Here is a 14,823-nt window from a genome sequence, read left to right on the forward strand (position 1 = left end):
TTGGGATCAGCGCCATTCGTGCTTGGGGTAGCGGCCTTTGAGTTGGGTTTTGACGAGCTGATAGCTGTTCTTCCAAAAGCTGGCGAGGTCGTTGGTGGTTTGGGCGGGACGTCGGTTGGGGGCGAGGATGTTGACGGTGAGGGGGATTTTGCCTCCGGCAATGCGCGGGGTCTCGTGGGTGTCGTAGAGGTGCTGGAGGATGACGCTGATTTGAGGGCTGGCGTTGTCGCGGTATTCGATGGAAACGGTGCGACCGTTGGCGAGTTTGATTTGTTCGGGGGCGTAGCGTTCGAGGAGGTCGCGTTGGGAGGCGGAGAGCCAGGAGCGCAGGGCGGAGTCGGGAGTGCGTTCTTTGATCTGACGGACGGCGGTGCAGCCGAGGCACATTTGTTCGATGAGGAGGCGACGATCGTCGGGGCCGATGGGAGGAAGTTCAAGTTCGGGCATCCATGCGGCGAGGTTGTTGAGCCGGGTGATGTATTGTTCGTGTTTTTCGGTCCAGGTGGGGAGGTCGATGCGGTTGGCGAGGATTTCGTCGGCGAGCAGCGAAGCGGCGAGGCCGGGGTCGGGTTCGCCACGTTCGCGGGACTGGAGGGTGAGGTCGCGGAAGCGGGTTTCTTCGCGGTTGGTGACGCGTTTGTTGACGGGATCGAAGGCGACGCTGTGGGTGGTGGCGAGGTCGTCGGGGAACAGATCGCGCAACCATCCCTCCTCAATACGGGTGGTGAGGTTGAGTTTGACTTGAAGGGCCTTGCCCTGGATCTCGGCGATTTCTGCAGCGACGAGCAGGGGCGGGGGTTTGAGATGGGCGGATTTTTCGAGATGGCCTTTATAGCCGGCGGCGAGGTTATAGACGCGGGAGCCGCTGCCGGTTTCGATGCCGAGGTGATCGGAAAAGGCGGTGAGGAGGCATTGGGCGAGGGCTTCAGGGTTGTCGTTTTCGGTGTCGGGATTGGCGCGGGGAAGGAGGCGGAGGAGTTGTTGAAAGGTGCGGGCGGTTTCTTGCGCGGCGCGGGCGTGAATGGCGTATTGGGAGCAGGCTTGGGGATCGAAATTGAGGGACTGGGCTTTGTAGAAAGCGCGCATCAGCGGTTGGAATTCGGAGAGGTCGTGACGGTTGAGGAATTCTTCCTGTTTGCGTTCAACCTGAGGGGAATGGGGTTTGAGGAGGAGGTCGCGGCCTTGGGCAATGGCGGCGCAGAGGGCGGCGTCGTGGAGACATTGGAGGTCCACGGCGGTGAGCAGCATGCGGGAGAATCGGGGATGGAGGGGGAAAGTCGCCATCTTGCTGCCGATGGCAGTGATTTGTGATTTGAGATCTCGAATTTCAAATGCTCCTAGGGTTTGGAGGAGGGTTTGGGCGCGGGTTTGGGATTCTGGGGTGGGAGGCTCGAACCAGGTGAAGGGGAGGTTTGCCTTGTTGGAGACGGTGGCGAGGGTGAGGAGGGCTTCGCTGAGATCGAGTCGGTGGATTTCGGGCGGATCGTTTTCGGCGCGATGGGCGTGGTCGGATTGCGGCCAAAGTCGGATGGTGTATCCGGGGCCGAGTCGGCCGGCGCGACCGGAACGTTGGTCGGCGCTGGCGCGGCTGATTTTCTGGACGGTGAGGGTGTTGAGTCCGCGGCGTTGGTCGTAGGAGGCGACGCGGGCGAGTCCAGCATCAATGACGGCTCGGACGCCTTCAATAGTGAGGGAGGTTTCGGCGACGTTGGTGCTGACGATGATGCGTCGGCTGCCACCGGGTTGGAGAACTTCATCTTGTTGGGCGGGGGGGAGTTCGCCGTGGAGGGGGAGGATGCGGATGCCTTTGGTAAAGGCGCGTCCTGAGAGGGCGGTGATGGTCTTGCGGATTTCGTGTCCGCCGGGCATGAAGATGAGCAGGTCGCCGTCGATGTTTTGTTTGGTGATGAGGGTTTCGGCGGCGCGGGCGGCCTGGTCCCAGACGGGTTCGAGGTTGGAGGCTTTGTCGCGAAGAGGGGCTTGATAGGCGATGTCGACGGGGAAAGTGCGGCCGGGGGAGTCGAAGATTTCGCAGGGCTCGAGAAAATCCCGGAGAGGGCCGGGGGCGATGGTGGCGGACATGACGACGATGCGCAGGTCGGGCCGGTGATTTTGCTGGATGGCTTTCGCCCAGGCGAGGCAGAGGTCGCCGTCAAGATGGCGCTCGTGGAATTCGTCGATGACGAGGTGGCTGACTTTGGAGAGTTGCGGGTCGCCTAGCAGGTGGCGCAGCATGACACCTTCGGTGACGAAGAGGATGCGGGTGTTGGCCGAGGAGACGTTTTCGAAGCGGACCTGATAGCCAACGAGGTCGCCGAGTTTGGTGTTGAGTTCCTTGGCGACGCGGGCGGCGAGCATGCGGGCGGCAATGCGGCGCGGTTGGAGGACAATGATTTGTTTGGCTGGGGAGCTGTCGGCTTGGAGGGCGAGCAGCATTTGCGGCACCTGGGTGGACTTGCCGGAGCCAGTGGGGGAGCGGACGACGGCGTTGCGGATGCCGGGAGTGGTTGGGTCGAACCAGTGGGTGATGGGGCCGCGCAGGGCTTCGATGGGGAGGAGACTCAAGGAAAGGATGAAGGAATATAATTAAAGGCGAAAGGCGAAAGGATAAAGGCTAGAACTGATCGTCAAGGGGCGAGGCTGATGAGGAATTTGATGAAGAAATACCAGCCGATGATCCAGCCGATGAAGACGATGGCCCAGATGGTCAGGAAGACGGCCATGAAAACGCGGCTGCCACGACGGACGGCGGTGCGTTCGCCGGATTTCCAGCGGTTGAGGAGGGCGAGGTTGCGGACGTTGGATTTATACCAGATGGAGAAGGCGTCGCCGACGATGGGGATGGCACCGATGAGGTTGTTGAGGATGACGTTGGCGCCCATGCGAGTGAGCACGGAAACGGGAAGGCGGTGACGAAGGCCTTCGATGACGAGGACGAGACCGACGCTGGAGGCGAGGATGTCGCCGACGGCAGGAAAGAGTCCGATGATGGGATCGAGTCCAATGCGGATGTTGGTGCCGGGGATGCGGATGATGTCGTCCATCCAACGGGCGATGATGCGGGAGGTTTCGGAGGCGGCTTCAGTGTTGCGCCCGGGGGTGAACTTTTTGCCGTCGGGAGGAAGGATGGAGTCGGGTTCTTTGGGTGCAGGCAAGGGAGGTGGGGAGGGGTAAAGTGGAATTGGAAGACGGTGGTGGAACTAATGGGGTAGTTCTGGGCATTTGACAACCGGGGGTAGCGGTTGTTGGGAATGAGCTTCTATGAGTGTGATTTTGATTACTGGCGGGAATGGTGGTTTGGGGCTCGCGATGGGTCGGGCGTTCCTGACGGCGGATGAAGCAAATGTGGTGTGGTTGGGGGTGAGGTCGAGAAGGGACAAGGCGGAGGGTTTGTCCGGGGAGTTTGTCGGACGTTGTTTTTTGGTGGATTTGGATGTGGTGGACAAGGAGCAGTGGGAGGCGGCGGTGGAACGGGTGGTGAAGGAAAGCGGGAGGCTCGATGTGTTGGTGAACAATGCCGGGCATCATGAGGATGGATTGCTGGCGACGATGACGGATGAGTCGTGGTTTGAGGTGTTGCAGAGCAATTTGACGGGGACGTTTTTGGGATGTCGGGCGGTGGTGAAGGTAATGATGAGTCAGCGTTTTGGACGGATCGTGAACATGGCTTCGCTGAGTGCATTGCTGGCTCCGGCGGGTCAGGCGAACTATGCGGCGGCCAAGGCGGGGGTGGTGGGGCTGACCCAGAGTTTTGCGAAGGAGGCGGCGCGGGCGGGGGTGACGGTGAATGCGGTGTGTCCGGGGTATATCGAAACGGAGGCGCTGGCGGGGATGGATGCGGAGCAGAAGCGGGCGGCGGCGATGCGGGTGCCGATGCGGAGGCTGGGCAGGCCGGAGGAGGTGGCGGCGGTGGTGATGTTTCTGGCGTCGACTGGGGCGTCGTATGTGACGGGTTCGGTGCTGAAGGTGGATGGAGGAACGTTCTAAGTTGCGTTTGCGGGGCTTTGCTGAAAAGTAAATGTCACATTGATAAGCGCAACCACATCAAGCCCGCGAATCAGCAATCACCAGTAGCAGTATCACCAAAAACATGGCCGATTTGGAAAATCTAAAGCGCGAGATCAAGGAAATGATGGTGAGCGAGTTGATGCTGCCGATGTCGGTGGAGGAGATTGGCGATGAGGAGGTGATTTTTAGTCCGGACGGTTTGGGGTTGGACAGTGTGGATGCGTTGCAGCTGGCGGTGGCGGTGGAGAAACAGTTTGGGCTGAAGATTACCGATGCGGCCATGGCGCGTGAAGTGATGCAGACGGTTAACACGGTGGCGGATGCGATTGCGGCGAAGGAAGTGGAGAAGGTTTCTCAAGCGCAACCTAATGTGGTGTAACGTAATGATTTTTTAAATTATGGGAACGGCATGGGATGTGATCATCATTGGCGGAGGACCTGCGGGTTCAACTGCAGCGACGACGCTGGCGAAGGCGGGTCGGCGGGTGCTGGTGCTGGAGAAGGCGAAGTTCCCGAGGTTTCACATCGGCGAATCGTTGCTGACCTATAGCAAGCCGATTTTTGAGGAGCTGGGGGTGCTGGAGAAGGTGGAGTCGGCCGGATTTATGGTGAAGCGCGGGGCGCAGTTCTGGATGGGAGATGCGTCGCGGTTTGTGCAGTTTGTTTTTGCGGATGGGAGTTTTACCGAACATGTGCAGACATTTCAGGTGGAGCGTGCGAAGTTTGACGACATTTTGCTGAAGCATTCCCAGGAATGCGGCGCGGTGGTGCGTGAAGAGTGCACGGTGACGGAGCACGGGGTGGAAGGGGATGCTGCATGGGTGAAGTTCAGGACGGCGACTGGGGAGATGGAGGAGGCGCGCGCGGGCTTCATGATGGATGCGAGCGGGCTGTCGAATTTCACGGGAACGAGGGAGGGGTTGAGGGAGTATTATCCGGGGCACAAGAAGATGACGGTGTTCAGTCACTTCGGGAACGTGCAGATGCCTGATGGGAGCCGGACGGGCGATATTTTGATCATTCGTCGCAAGAATTCGTGGTTTTGGATGATTCCGTTGTCAGCAGAAAAGACGAGTGTGGGGCTGGTGATGGACAAGGATGAGTGGGTGGCGTCCGGGAAAAAGCCGAAGGAGGTTTTTGATGAGGCGGTGGCGTCGACGAAGGCGGTGAGGGATCGAATGATGCAGGCGGAGCCGCTGGAGGCGCTGCATGTATTGACGGATTTTTCATATCGGAATTCGCGGCTGGCGAGTCCGCGTCTGGTGCGGGTGGGCGATGCATCGGGGTTCATTGATCCGATCTTTTCGAGCGGGGTGTTGTTGGCGATGACGAGTGGTCAGCATGCGGCGCGGGAGGTGGACAAGGCATTGGCGAAGGGCAGAGAGATCACCTTCGGGTTGCGCTGGTATGGCTGGAAAACGCGGCGGCGGATCAGCCGGTATTGGGAGTTCATCGAGAATTTTTACAAGGTGCCTTTCAGCCAGTTGTTCTTTCAACCGCAGCCGCATTTCAGGATGGTATGCGCGATCAATTCGGTGCTGGCGGGTCGGGTTTCGATGCCGTTTGCGGCCTGGTGGAGGTTGCGGGCGTTTTTTGCGCTGGTGTGGTTGCAACAGCATGTGCCGGTGGTGCGCAAGATTGCGATTCGTTGAGCAAATTGATTATTACTGAAAAGAGAATTCCATGGACGATACCCAAACGCTAAAACTTGAGATCAAACAGGCCCTGATCGAGGAACTGATGCTGCCGCAAAGTGCGGATGAAATTGCGGATGAGACGCCGTTGTTTGGTCAGGACGGCCTGGGGCTGGACAGCGTCGATGCGTTGCAGTTGACCGTGGCGATTGAGAAACGCTTCGGATTGAAGCTGGCCGATGCCGAGGCGGCGCGCAAGGCGATGGGTTCGGTGAACGACCTCGCGGCGGCGATTGAGGAGTCGAGGTTGGGTTGAGGTGGGGAAATAACAAAACATGAGTGCGGCATTGAAGGGTTCTGGGGTTGAAGCGAAGTTGTTGCAGATGATCGGCAGTGATCTGCTGCAGACGTCAGCGGGGTTTGGTCGGGATACGGACCTGTTTCAAGTGGGGTTGGATTCGATGGCGATCATGCAGCTGCTGCTGCTGGTGGAAGAGGAGTTTGGAGTGGTGATTCCGGTGGAGAGTGTTTCGCGCGAGAATTTTAAGACGACGCGTGCAGTGGCGGCGTTGATTCGCGAGCGTGGTGGGATGGAGGCGGAGGACGAAGGGGAGGAGACTGTTTCCGTGGAGCCGATTGGCAGGGAAGAGGAGCAAAAGGAAGCATTGAAGGTGGAGGAGATGTCGGCGGCGTTTGATCGGTTGCCGTTGCGACCTGCGGATTTTTTTGTGGTGGGGTTTGATCAGTTGCTGCGCGGGCACGGGCAGATGGGTCACATTGCACATTCGTTTTTGGAATTGGAGTCGGTGCCGGACGTGGGGGCTTTGCGGCGTTTGATTGCGGAGTTGCCGAAAGTGTTCCCACTGTTGAATGCGCGTTTGAAGCGGTCGTGGCTGGTAGGGTTGCCGCGGTGGGTGCCGGCGGGTCGGTTGTTGGAGCTGGAACTGAAGTTATGGTCGCAAAAGGGCTCGGCAGGGAGGTTGAAGGCGGAAGGGGCGGTGGAGTTTGATGATTTGCAGCTCCTACTGGAAGATGCGGTGAACAAGACGCTGCGACGGGAGCGGGATGGATGGGTGAATGCGGGGTTTGAGTTGATTGAGAAAGCCGATGGTGGGGTGGTGCTGGTGTTTTCGTGGAGCCATTTGATTTTCGACGGCGTGGGAGCGGAGTTGTTTTTGCAGGAGATGGATAGGCTCTTGAAGGGCGAGGTGCAGCAGGCGATTCCGCCGTATGTGACTTCGGAACCCGTGAAGACTTTGCCGTGGGGCGAGCGCTTCAAAGCGGTGGAGCCGATGATCAAGCGGTTCTACGCGATCATGGAAAAACGTTTTGAGTGTTTGGGATCGCGCCAGTTCGTGCCGGGCCGGACGAGATTTGAGGTGTTGACGTTGACGAAGGAGCAGACGGCGGAGGTGCAGAAGCGGTCGACGGCGGTTTCGGGTCCGTTGATCAACATGCCGTTTCATCTGGCGTGCGCGATGCGGGCGCACTGGCGGGTGTTTGATCATCGTGGGGAGTCGCCCGGATCATTGATGTGTTGTGTGCCGGTGCAGGTCAGGCGCAAAGGCGCGCGCGGTCCGGTGTTTCAGAATCAGCTGACGATGTTTTTTGGGACCGTGGATGGAGAGGATTTGAAGACACTTGATGGCGCTGCGCGGGTGGTGCAGGACCAGCACGCGCAGTTTTTGAAGGATCGATTGGATGAGTCGTTTCAGCAGCTGATGAGCATGATGAAGCCGATGCCGCCGAAGCTGCACATGAAGTTCATCCAGTTTCAGATGAAGGGGCTGTTTACTTCTTTCTATCATTCCAACACGGGTCCGTTTGCGCCTTCGCTTGATGAGTTTCTAGGCGTGAAGGTGACCAATGCGTATCATGTGCCGGGCATTTCGACGCCGCCGGGAACGGGGATTTTCGCCAATGAGAAACATGGTCGTTTGGTGCTGACGCTGTGCTGGAAGGAAGGCGCGATGACGGAGGAGGAGCGGGGGATTTTTATGGAGCAGTTGTTGACCGATCTTGGCGCGAAGTAAGTCAATGCGATCGATCCAATCCATCTACTTATGCGGGTTGGGAGCAGTGGGGGCCACTTATGCCAAGGCGTTTCTGGAGTTTGCTTCAGGCAGCTTAAAGGTGGTTGCGGATGAAGGGCGTATCGAGCGCTATCGCAAAGGCGGTGTTTATCTCAATGGCGAACGGCTGGACGTGGAATATCTGGCCCCGTCGAATGAAGCGCCGCCAGCGGATTTGATCATTGTGGCGGTAAAGCAGCATCAGTTGGATGAGGCGGTGGAATTGATTGCACCATTGGTGGGAAAAGACACGATCATCCTGTCCTTTTTGAATGGGATTGAGAGCGAGGAGATCATTGGTCGCCGATGTGGAATGAAGCATTTGCTTTACTCCTTCGTGGTGGAGACCGATGCGGTGAAAGCGGGCAATCAAATCATATCTACCAAGACAGGTATCGTGGTATTTGGTGAGGAGGATTCGTCGGCGGGTTCTGAGCGAGTTACGGCGGTGCGCGAGTTATTTGAGCAATGTGGGATTCGTCATCGAGTGCCGGATGACATGATCCGTGAGATGTGGTGGAAGTTCATGCTGAACGTGGGGGCGAACCAGGTTTCCGCGGTGTTGAGATGTGGGTATGGAGGCTTTGTGCAGTCGCCTCACACGCAGGAAGCGATGCGGATGGCGTGTCGCGAAGTGGTGCATTTGGCCGCGACTCGCGGGGTGAGTCTTCGAGACGAGGATATCGAAAAGTGTTTTGAGATTTTTGGTCGGCTGGCGCCGGAAGGCAAAACATCCATGTTGCAGGATGTGGATGCGGGAAGACGGACGGAGGTGGAGTTGTTTGCAGGAACGGTGGGGAGGTTGGGTCGAGAGTTGGGAGTAGCGACGCCCGTTAATGATTTGTTGTATGAGTTGATCCTGTCGAATGAAGAGATGTGAATGCGTCCGGCCTCGTCCTTGAGCTCGACACAGAGTTGGTTACTGGCCGAGGTCTATTGAGGAGTTGTGCAAAACAGGACGAAGAGCCGCAATAACACGAGCGTGCAAGTCTCCATGCTTGATGCTGATTTGTTATCTGACAGAGCTCATGGCGGGGCTGATAGTTCTGACTGCGTCCCACAACCATAAATTATTTTTTCCGTTACGGTGCATAAATATTGATGAAAGAAGGGCAATAGCTTGTGAATAGACAGCTTAAGTTGGGAAAATGGAATCTGCAGCGTGTGCAAATGCGGGCCACCATGGCGAATAAGTGCCGCATGATCATCTATCCATGATCCCCCAAAGATTGTGTATGGAATTTCGGGAAAGAATTCGCCGAATCTTTGATCGCGAATGTCTGTATCCATGTCGATGTTAATATTTTGTGAAATCCGTCCACGCTGAAATCGCAATCTAATTTTAGGATATAGTCCATTTTTAAGAGGTGGACCATATTCATAGCCATTATCTGAGGCAAAATTGGAAACAATCGTATCGATCTCCCACAGATGCTGATTGAGACGAACATAGTCTTCTCTAGTTTCGAGCGGCATTTTTTTACGAAATGAAGTTAGCCTTTTAGATCACGCCACCTACATCGAAACCTCAAACTGCGCAGTTTTATCTCACGAATGAGGTGATATTGCAGATAGTGTTGTTGAAGATTCATTTCAATCCGTCGACGCCGAGCTGAATTTGGTAGAAACCGGTGCGGGCGGTGATGTAGAGGGTTTTGGTGCCTTGGGCGCCGAAGGTGCAGTTGGCAGGGCCTTCAGGGACGGCGATGGTGCCAAGGTGGGTGCCGGTGGGAGTGAAGATTTTAACGCCTTCCTTGGTGGTGACGAAGAGATTGCCGGAGGTGTCGACACACATGCCGTCGCAGCCGGGAACTTCGGGGCTGATGAGGCGGGCGTTGGTCAGGGTGCCGTCGGTGTCGTTGACATCGTAGGCGTGAAGGGAGCCGGCGCCGTTGTCGGCGACGTAGAGGGTTTTGCGGTCGGGAGAGAGGGCGATGCCGTTGGGTTTTTTGAGGTCGCTGACCACCTGGATGACCTCGCCGCCGTTGGGGGGAAGATAATAGACGGCTTCGATGTCGATCTCGCGGTTGTCGCCTTTGCCGTATCGGGGGTCGGTGAAATAGATGCCGCCTTTGAGGTCGATGTCGAGATCGTTGGGGCTGTTGAGTTTTTTGCCGTTCCAGGCGGTGGCGATGGGTTTGGGTTCTTCGCCGAAGACCTGACGAGTGACGATGCGGTTGCCGCCTTCGCAGGCGATGAGGGCTCCGGTGGAGTCGAACATGAGGCCGTTGGCGGCACCGGTGTTTTCGCGGTGGATCTCGAGTTTTTTGGAAACCGGATCGTAGACGTGGATGCGGTTGTTCGGGATGTCGGTGAAATAGATCTGGCCGGTGGGGGAGACGGCGGGGCCTTCGGTGAACTTGAAGCCGCCTTGGATGAGTTCGACCTTGGCGTCGGGAGTCGCGATGGTGGCGGGGAGTTGGGCGGCCAGGGGAAGGGTGGCGGCGAGCGCGGTGAGGGTGAGGAGGAAGGAGGTCGAAGGCATGAAGTTTAAGTTTTAAGGGTTAAGTTTTATGGGGGGTGGGAAGTTTCGGTTTTTGGTTCTCGGAGTTGTATGGGAAATCTCCTGTGGGCTGGGAAAGGGCCTTGAAAAACTACGTGAGTAAACGGGTGGTTTATTCGGGAGATGCTGAAAACTGAAAAGTTGAGACTTAAGACTCTTCACGCTCTCGGATGGGCGTCTTGATAGACTTCTTTCATCCGCTCGGTGGTGACGTGGGTGTAGATTTGAGTGGTGCTGAGGCTGGCGTGGCCGAGGAGGGATTGCACGCTGCGCAGGTCGGCGCCGTTGTTGAGGAGGTGGGTGGCGAAGCTGTGACGGAATTTGTGGGGGGTGACCTTGATGGGCAGGCCGCTGAGCCGCCAGTATTTTTTGACGACTTCACCGAGGGCCTGGATGGTGAGGCGTTTTTTGGTTTTGCCGAGGAAGAGAGGTCCATCGTGGACGCCGGCTTTGGATCGGTAGACCTGGATCGCGCGGAGGGCGGGCGAGCCGAGGGGACAGAGGCGTTCTTTGCGGCCCTTGCCGATGACACGCATGGTTTCGGCGAAGGTGTCGATGTCGTGGACGTTGAGGGAGGCGAGTTCGCTGAGCCGGACGCCGCTGCTGTAGAAAAGTTCAAGGATGGCGTGGTCGCGCTCGGGAGCCCAAAGGGGAGCTTGTTTTTCCTTGGGGACTGACAGGGGGAGGTCGAGCATGGTGACGACCTGGGTGACGGTGAGGACAATGGGGAGTTTTTTTTCGTTTTTGGGAAGCTGGACTTCAAGCAGGGGGTTTTTGGTCCAGCCCTGGCGGCGGGTGAGCCAGGTATGAAAGGAGCGAAGGGCGGCGAAGTGGAGTCGGATGGTGGCGCGGGCGATGCCGGACTTCATTTGCTCGAAGAGGTAGCGGCGGTAGTGGTCAGCTTCGAGGGTGTCCCAAGTGGTGAAGTGGGGGTGTTTGGCGCGGAAGGTGTCGAGGGCGTGACGATAGTTGATGAGGGTGCGCTCGGCGGCGTTTTTTTCGCCGTGCATGAAGTTGAGAAAGGCTTCCGAGAGGGGATCGGGCGGAAGGGGGACGGGTTCAGCGACCTCGGGTTGGGTGGGTGATCGCTTGGAGGTCGGCATGGGAGTCGATACTTTAGGTTTCCAAAATATCATGCAAGTGCGGCGTGGGACACTTTTCTCTTTTCTCTTTTCACTTTTCACTGAGGTTGCGATTCCATGCTGACCAAACGCATCATTCCATGTCTCGACGTTAAGGACGGTCGGGTTGTTAAAGGCACGAAGTTTCTCGAGCTGCGGGATGCGGGAGATCCGGTGGAGTCGGCGATTGCTTACAACAACCAGGGCGCGGATGAATTGGTGTTTTTGGACATCACGGCGTCTTCGGATGAGCGCAACACGATGATCGATGTGGTGGCGCGGACGGCAGAGCGTTGTTTTATGCCGTTGACGGTCGGTGGAGGGATTCGCACGGTGGCGGACATGCGCGAGATGTTGCTGGCGGGGGCGGACAAGGTGGGGATCAACACGGCGGCGGTAAAGACGCCCTGGGTAGTGAACGAGGGCGCGGACATGTTTGGGTGTCAGGCGCTGGTGGTGGCGATCGATGCGAAGCGCAATGAGCGGGGTTCATGGACGGTTTACACCCACGGGGGTCGCAACCCGACGGAGCTGGATGCGGTGGAGTGGGCAGTGGAGATGGCGGAGCGCGGGGCGGGAGAGATTTTGCTGACCAGCATGGACGCGGACGGGACGAAGGCGGGGTATGACCTGGCTTTGAACAAGGCAGTGAGCGAGGCGGTCGGAATTCCGGTGATCGCGAGCGGCGGGGCGGGCAATCTGGATCACATGGTGCAGGTGCTGCAGGAAGGAAAGGCGGACGCGGTGCTGGCGGCGAGCATTTTTCACTTTGGTCAATACACCGTGGGGGATGTGAAGCGGTATTTGGCGGAGCATGGGTTGCCGGTGCGGGAAGTGGCGGGGGTGTGAGGTGGCGGGGGTGTGAGTAGGACCAGTTTCAGGGAAGGGCCGTTGGGCGGTTTTGGTGACAGTGAAGTTTGAGCAGCGGTGAGAGGGCAGCACGAGACGGCGGCGCTCACAGGGCGGGCGGCAGCCCCGGCGACTTATTTGGAGGTCGTTTTGAGGTTGGCGTAGCCGGCGAGGAGCTGGGTGAGCATCTCTAATTTGGGGACGGGAACTCCGGCGGCTTGGGCCTGGCGGAGGGGTTCCTGCCAGATGGCGTTGATCTCAACTTCGCGGCCTTCGAGGTGGTCAATGAGGCTGCTGGTTTTGTAGGCGCTCATGTTGCGGGTGTTGGCGATCATTTCATCGGCGAGCGACTCGGGGAGGGGGTGGCCGAGGGCGTTGGCGGTGGCGATGACTTCCAGCATAAGGTCGTGGACGAGCTGGGTGAGGGTAGGGCTGGCGAGGATTTGCTCGGTGGTGAGGCTGCCAGCGGCGATGGAGAGGCCGTTGAAGGGGATGTTCCAGACGAGTTTGCGCCAGCGGGCAAGGGCGAGGCTGGGTTCGACTTTGCAGGGGATTTGAGCGGCGTTGAAGGCTTCGGCGATGGTTTGGGGGCGGGATTGGAGATCGTCGCTGGAGTCGTATTCGCCGAGGGTGATGAGGCCTTGGGCGCTGTGGTCGATGACGCCGGGGGAGAGTCGGTTGATGCAGACGAAACAGAGTCCGCCGAGGATGCGCTGGGCGCCAAAGTGGGTGGCGAGCAGGGCTTCGTTGCCCAGTCCGTTTTGAAGCGTGAGGATGGCGGTGTTTTCGTGGAGAAGGGGTGGGATGAGGTCGGGGAGAAGGTGGTTGGAGGTGGTTTTGAGGGCGATGATGACGAGGTCGCTGGGGCCGATGTCGGCGGTGGTGGTGTGGGAGTGGACCTGGTCGGCGGGGAGGTGGAAGTCGCCAATGTGGCTGCGAATGTCGAGTCCGTGCCGGGAGACATGGTCGTGGTCGCTGCGCATGAGGAAATGCACATCGTGACCGTGCTGGGCGAGGCGGGCTCCGTAGTAGCAGCCGATGGCGCCGCTGCCGACGATGGCGATGCGTGGGGAGGTGGGGAATGGGTTCATTTGGACAATGGGGCGGGAGGTCGAAAAGTTGCTAGTGTATTGCATGATACGGTCTTCGTGTCATGGTGGGTGTTGATGGCGCGTCGGCAGCAGCAGCAACGGGTTCAATCTCCGCGCAACCGGGAACTTTTTTCCCCGGAGGATGACGATGTTCTGGACGAGATGGTGCCGAATGAGTGGAGGAAGCGTCCGGGCGGATGGAGGCCGCCGCATTTGTTGACGTGGTTTCTGCTGTTGGTGCTGGTGGGATTGGTGATGACGCTGGCGTATTTGAAGGATGAGGCGCCGGTCTGGGACGAGGATTTACGGCATACGGCGGGAGAGGTTCAGGTCGAGTCTCAGGAAAATGCGGTGTTGTCGGCTCCGACGCGGATGAAAACGATGCTGGCTTCGGCGGGTCGGGTGGTGTTGGATCGTCCCGAAGGACCGGCGTGGCGCTGGGATACGCCGACTTTGGCGCGATGGCTGGAGGAGAAGGGGACGGTGTTGGACAATTTCAGGGATTTGCTGGAAGAGAAGGAGGAGGAGTGGCGCCCGCGCAACTTGCTCTGGCAGGTAGAGAATCTGGGGGCGGATCAGCAGGCGTGGAAAACAGTGATGGTGCTGAAGCAGGTGGAGGTGGAGTATTTGACGCGGCGCGGGAATGAGGAGATGGCGTTTCTTGCGGCGGTGGACATGGCGGTGATGGCGTGTCTTTTGGAGCGGCTGGACACGTGGCCATCGTTCATGGAACGGGCGCTGGATCTGCATGAGGCGGCGGCGCAGTCGCTGGCGGTGTTGCTGCAGAATACGCGGCTGCCGGAGCCGGTGTTGATGCAGTTGCAGTTGAATGAGTATGGTCCGTGGGAGGCTTCGAACGAGCATTTGGGCGCGGCGATGAAGGGGTATTATGGCTTTGAGCGCAAGTTGCTGCTGGGTCCGGACAAAGGGGAGCCGCCGTTGCCGCTGGAGTATCAAACGGCGCGGTCGGGGTGGATGCAGTTCAAGCCGAATGCGACGCTGAGGTTGTTTGCAGACAGTTTCCGGGAGCTGGCGGATGCGTCGAAGCCGGCGGCCTTTACGAAGACGAGTCAGTTGTCGCACCGCTTGTATCAGCAGGTGTCGGGAGTGCAGGGGATTGGGAATCCGAATTCGACGGGGGAGAAGTATTTTGCGTCGCGGATTGTGCAATACGCGGGATTGCCAGAGCGGCTCAACCTGGCGCGGGCCAAGCATACGATTTTGATGACGCTGTTTTCGGTGAGACGGAGTGTGGCGGCGGAGATGCGGGTGCCGATGTCGCTGGAGGAACTGGTGCCGAAGTATCTGGAGGCGGTGCCGAAGGATCCGTTTACCGGAGAGCCGATTGGATACAACGCGGCACATGGGTTGATTTATTCCGTGGGGCTAGATCTGAAGGACGATGGGGGCAGGCCGACGGAGGTGCCACTGAGTGACATTCTGGAGCCGACGGTGCAGACCGGGATTGGCGTGGCGAGGGCGAGGTAAGAAAGGCGGAAGGATGAAGGCTGAAGGATAAAGAGGAAGCGGTGGTGTCCGATTTGA

Annotated in this window: 14 protein-coding genes; 8 read left to right on the plus strand and 6 right to left on the minus strand. The window is 58.4% G+C overall.

Annotated elements, in window-relative coordinates; all coding sequences use genetic code 11:
• Window positions 1–6 precede the first annotated feature (6 nt).
• Window positions 7–2,565: an ATP-dependent helicase HrpB gene (gene hrpB, locus FEM03_RS19585; protein ID WP_166443011.1), complete on the minus strand. Its 2,559-nt coding sequence runs from the start codon at window positions 2,563–2,565 to the stop codon at window positions 7–9.
• Window positions 2,566–2,627: 62 nt separating this feature from the next.
• Complete coding sequence (locus FEM03_RS19590; protein ID WP_206171083.1) at window positions 2,628–3,155, minus strand: DUF4112 domain-containing protein; 528 nt, start codon at window positions 3,153–3,155, stop codon at window positions 2,628–2,630.
• 106 nt (window positions 3,156–3,261) lie between these two features.
• On the opposite strand from FEM03_RS19590, the gene FEM03_RS19595 reads away from it, so the two are divergent.
• The 6 genes from FEM03_RS19595 to FEM03_RS19620 all read left to right on the plus strand — a co-directional run bounded on the left by FEM03_RS19595 (window position 3,262) and on the right by FEM03_RS19620 (window position 8,594).
• Window positions 3,262–3,987: an SDR family oxidoreductase gene (locus FEM03_RS19595; protein WP_138087999.1), complete on the plus strand. Its 726-nt coding sequence runs from the start codon at window positions 3,262–3,264 to the stop codon at window positions 3,985–3,987.
• Window positions 3,988–4,090: 103 nt separating this feature from the next.
• On the plus strand, window positions 4,091–4,387 hold the full coding sequence (locus tag FEM03_RS19600) for an acyl carrier protein (RefSeq protein ID WP_138088000.1): 297 nt from the start codon (window positions 4,091–4,093) through the stop codon (window positions 4,385–4,387).
• Between the two features lie 19 nt (window positions 4,388–4,406).
• The gene (locus tag FEM03_RS19605) at window positions 4,407–5,660 is read left to right on the plus strand and encodes an NAD(P)/FAD-dependent oxidoreductase (RefSeq protein WP_138088001.1); all 1,254 of its coding nucleotides are present in this window, start codon (window positions 4,407–4,409) and stop codon (window positions 5,658–5,660) included.
• Between the two features lie 31 nt (window positions 5,661–5,691).
• Window positions 5,692–5,958 carry a phosphopantetheine-binding protein gene (locus FEM03_RS19610; protein ID WP_138088002.1) on the plus strand — a complete coding sequence of 89 codons (267 nt, stop codon included), beginning with the start codon at window positions 5,692–5,694 and terminating at the stop codon, window positions 5,956–5,958.
• A gap of 19 nt (window positions 5,959–5,977) precedes the next feature.
• Window positions 5,978–7,675: an acyl carrier protein gene (locus FEM03_RS19615; RefSeq protein ID WP_138088003.1), complete on the plus strand. Its 1,698-nt coding sequence runs from the start codon at window positions 5,978–5,980 to the stop codon at window positions 7,673–7,675.
• A gap of 4 nt (window positions 7,676–7,679) precedes the next feature.
• Complete coding sequence (locus FEM03_RS19620) at window positions 7,680–8,594, plus strand: ketopantoate reductase family protein (RefSeq protein WP_138088004.1); 915 nt, start codon at window positions 7,680–7,682, stop codon at window positions 8,592–8,594.
• A gap of 146 nt (window positions 8,595–8,740) precedes the next feature.
• Here FEM03_RS19620 and FEM03_RS19625 read toward each other — a convergent pair whose 3' ends face one another.
• From FEM03_RS19625 to FEM03_RS19635, 3 genes are all read right to left on the minus strand, one after another.
• Window positions 8,741–9,190 (minus strand): hypothetical protein, encoded by a 450-nt coding sequence (locus tag FEM03_RS19625; RefSeq protein ID WP_138088005.1) that lies wholly within the window; start codon window positions 9,188–9,190, stop codon window positions 8,741–8,743.
• A 112-nt stretch (window positions 9,191–9,302) separates the two neighbouring features.
• Complete coding sequence (locus FEM03_RS19630; protein ID WP_138088006.1) at window positions 9,303–10,199, minus strand: SMP-30/gluconolactonase/LRE family protein; 897 nt, start codon at window positions 10,197–10,199, stop codon at window positions 9,303–9,305.
• Window positions 10,200–10,375: 176 nt separating this feature from the next.
• Complete coding sequence (locus tag FEM03_RS19635; RefSeq protein ID WP_138088007.1) at window positions 10,376–11,320, minus strand: tyrosine recombinase XerC; 945 nt, start codon at window positions 11,318–11,320, stop codon at window positions 10,376–10,378.
• A 96-nt stretch (window positions 11,321–11,416) separates the two neighbouring features.
• On the opposite strand from FEM03_RS19635, the gene hisF reads away from it, so the two are divergent.
• Window positions 11,417–12,187, plus strand: a complete 771-nt coding sequence (gene hisF / locus FEM03_RS19640; RefSeq protein WP_138088008.1) for an imidazole glycerol phosphate synthase subunit HisF — start codon at window positions 11,417–11,419, stop codon at window positions 12,185–12,187.
• Between the two features lie 134 nt (window positions 12,188–12,321).
• On the opposite strand, the gene FEM03_RS19645 is transcribed toward hisF, so the two are convergent.
• Entirely contained in the window at window positions 12,322–13,278 is a 957-nt protein-coding gene (locus tag FEM03_RS19645) for a 2-dehydropantoate 2-reductase (RefSeq protein ID WP_138088009.1), read from the minus strand.
• Window positions 13,279–13,317: 39 nt separating this feature from the next.
• On the opposite strand from FEM03_RS19645, the gene FEM03_RS19650 reads away from it, so the two are divergent.
• On the plus strand, window positions 13,318–14,766 hold the full coding sequence (locus tag FEM03_RS19650; protein WP_206171084.1) for a hypothetical protein: 1,449 nt from the start codon (window positions 13,318–13,320) through the stop codon (window positions 14,764–14,766).
• The last annotated feature ends 57 nt before the right edge of the window (window positions 14,767–14,823 follow it).

Origin of the sequence: Phragmitibacter flavus, from assembly GCF_005780165.1 — a bacterium.
Taxonomy (GTDB): Bacteria; Verrucomicrobiota; Verrucomicrobiia; order Verrucomicrobiales; family Verrucomicrobiaceae; genus Phragmitibacter; species Phragmitibacter flavus.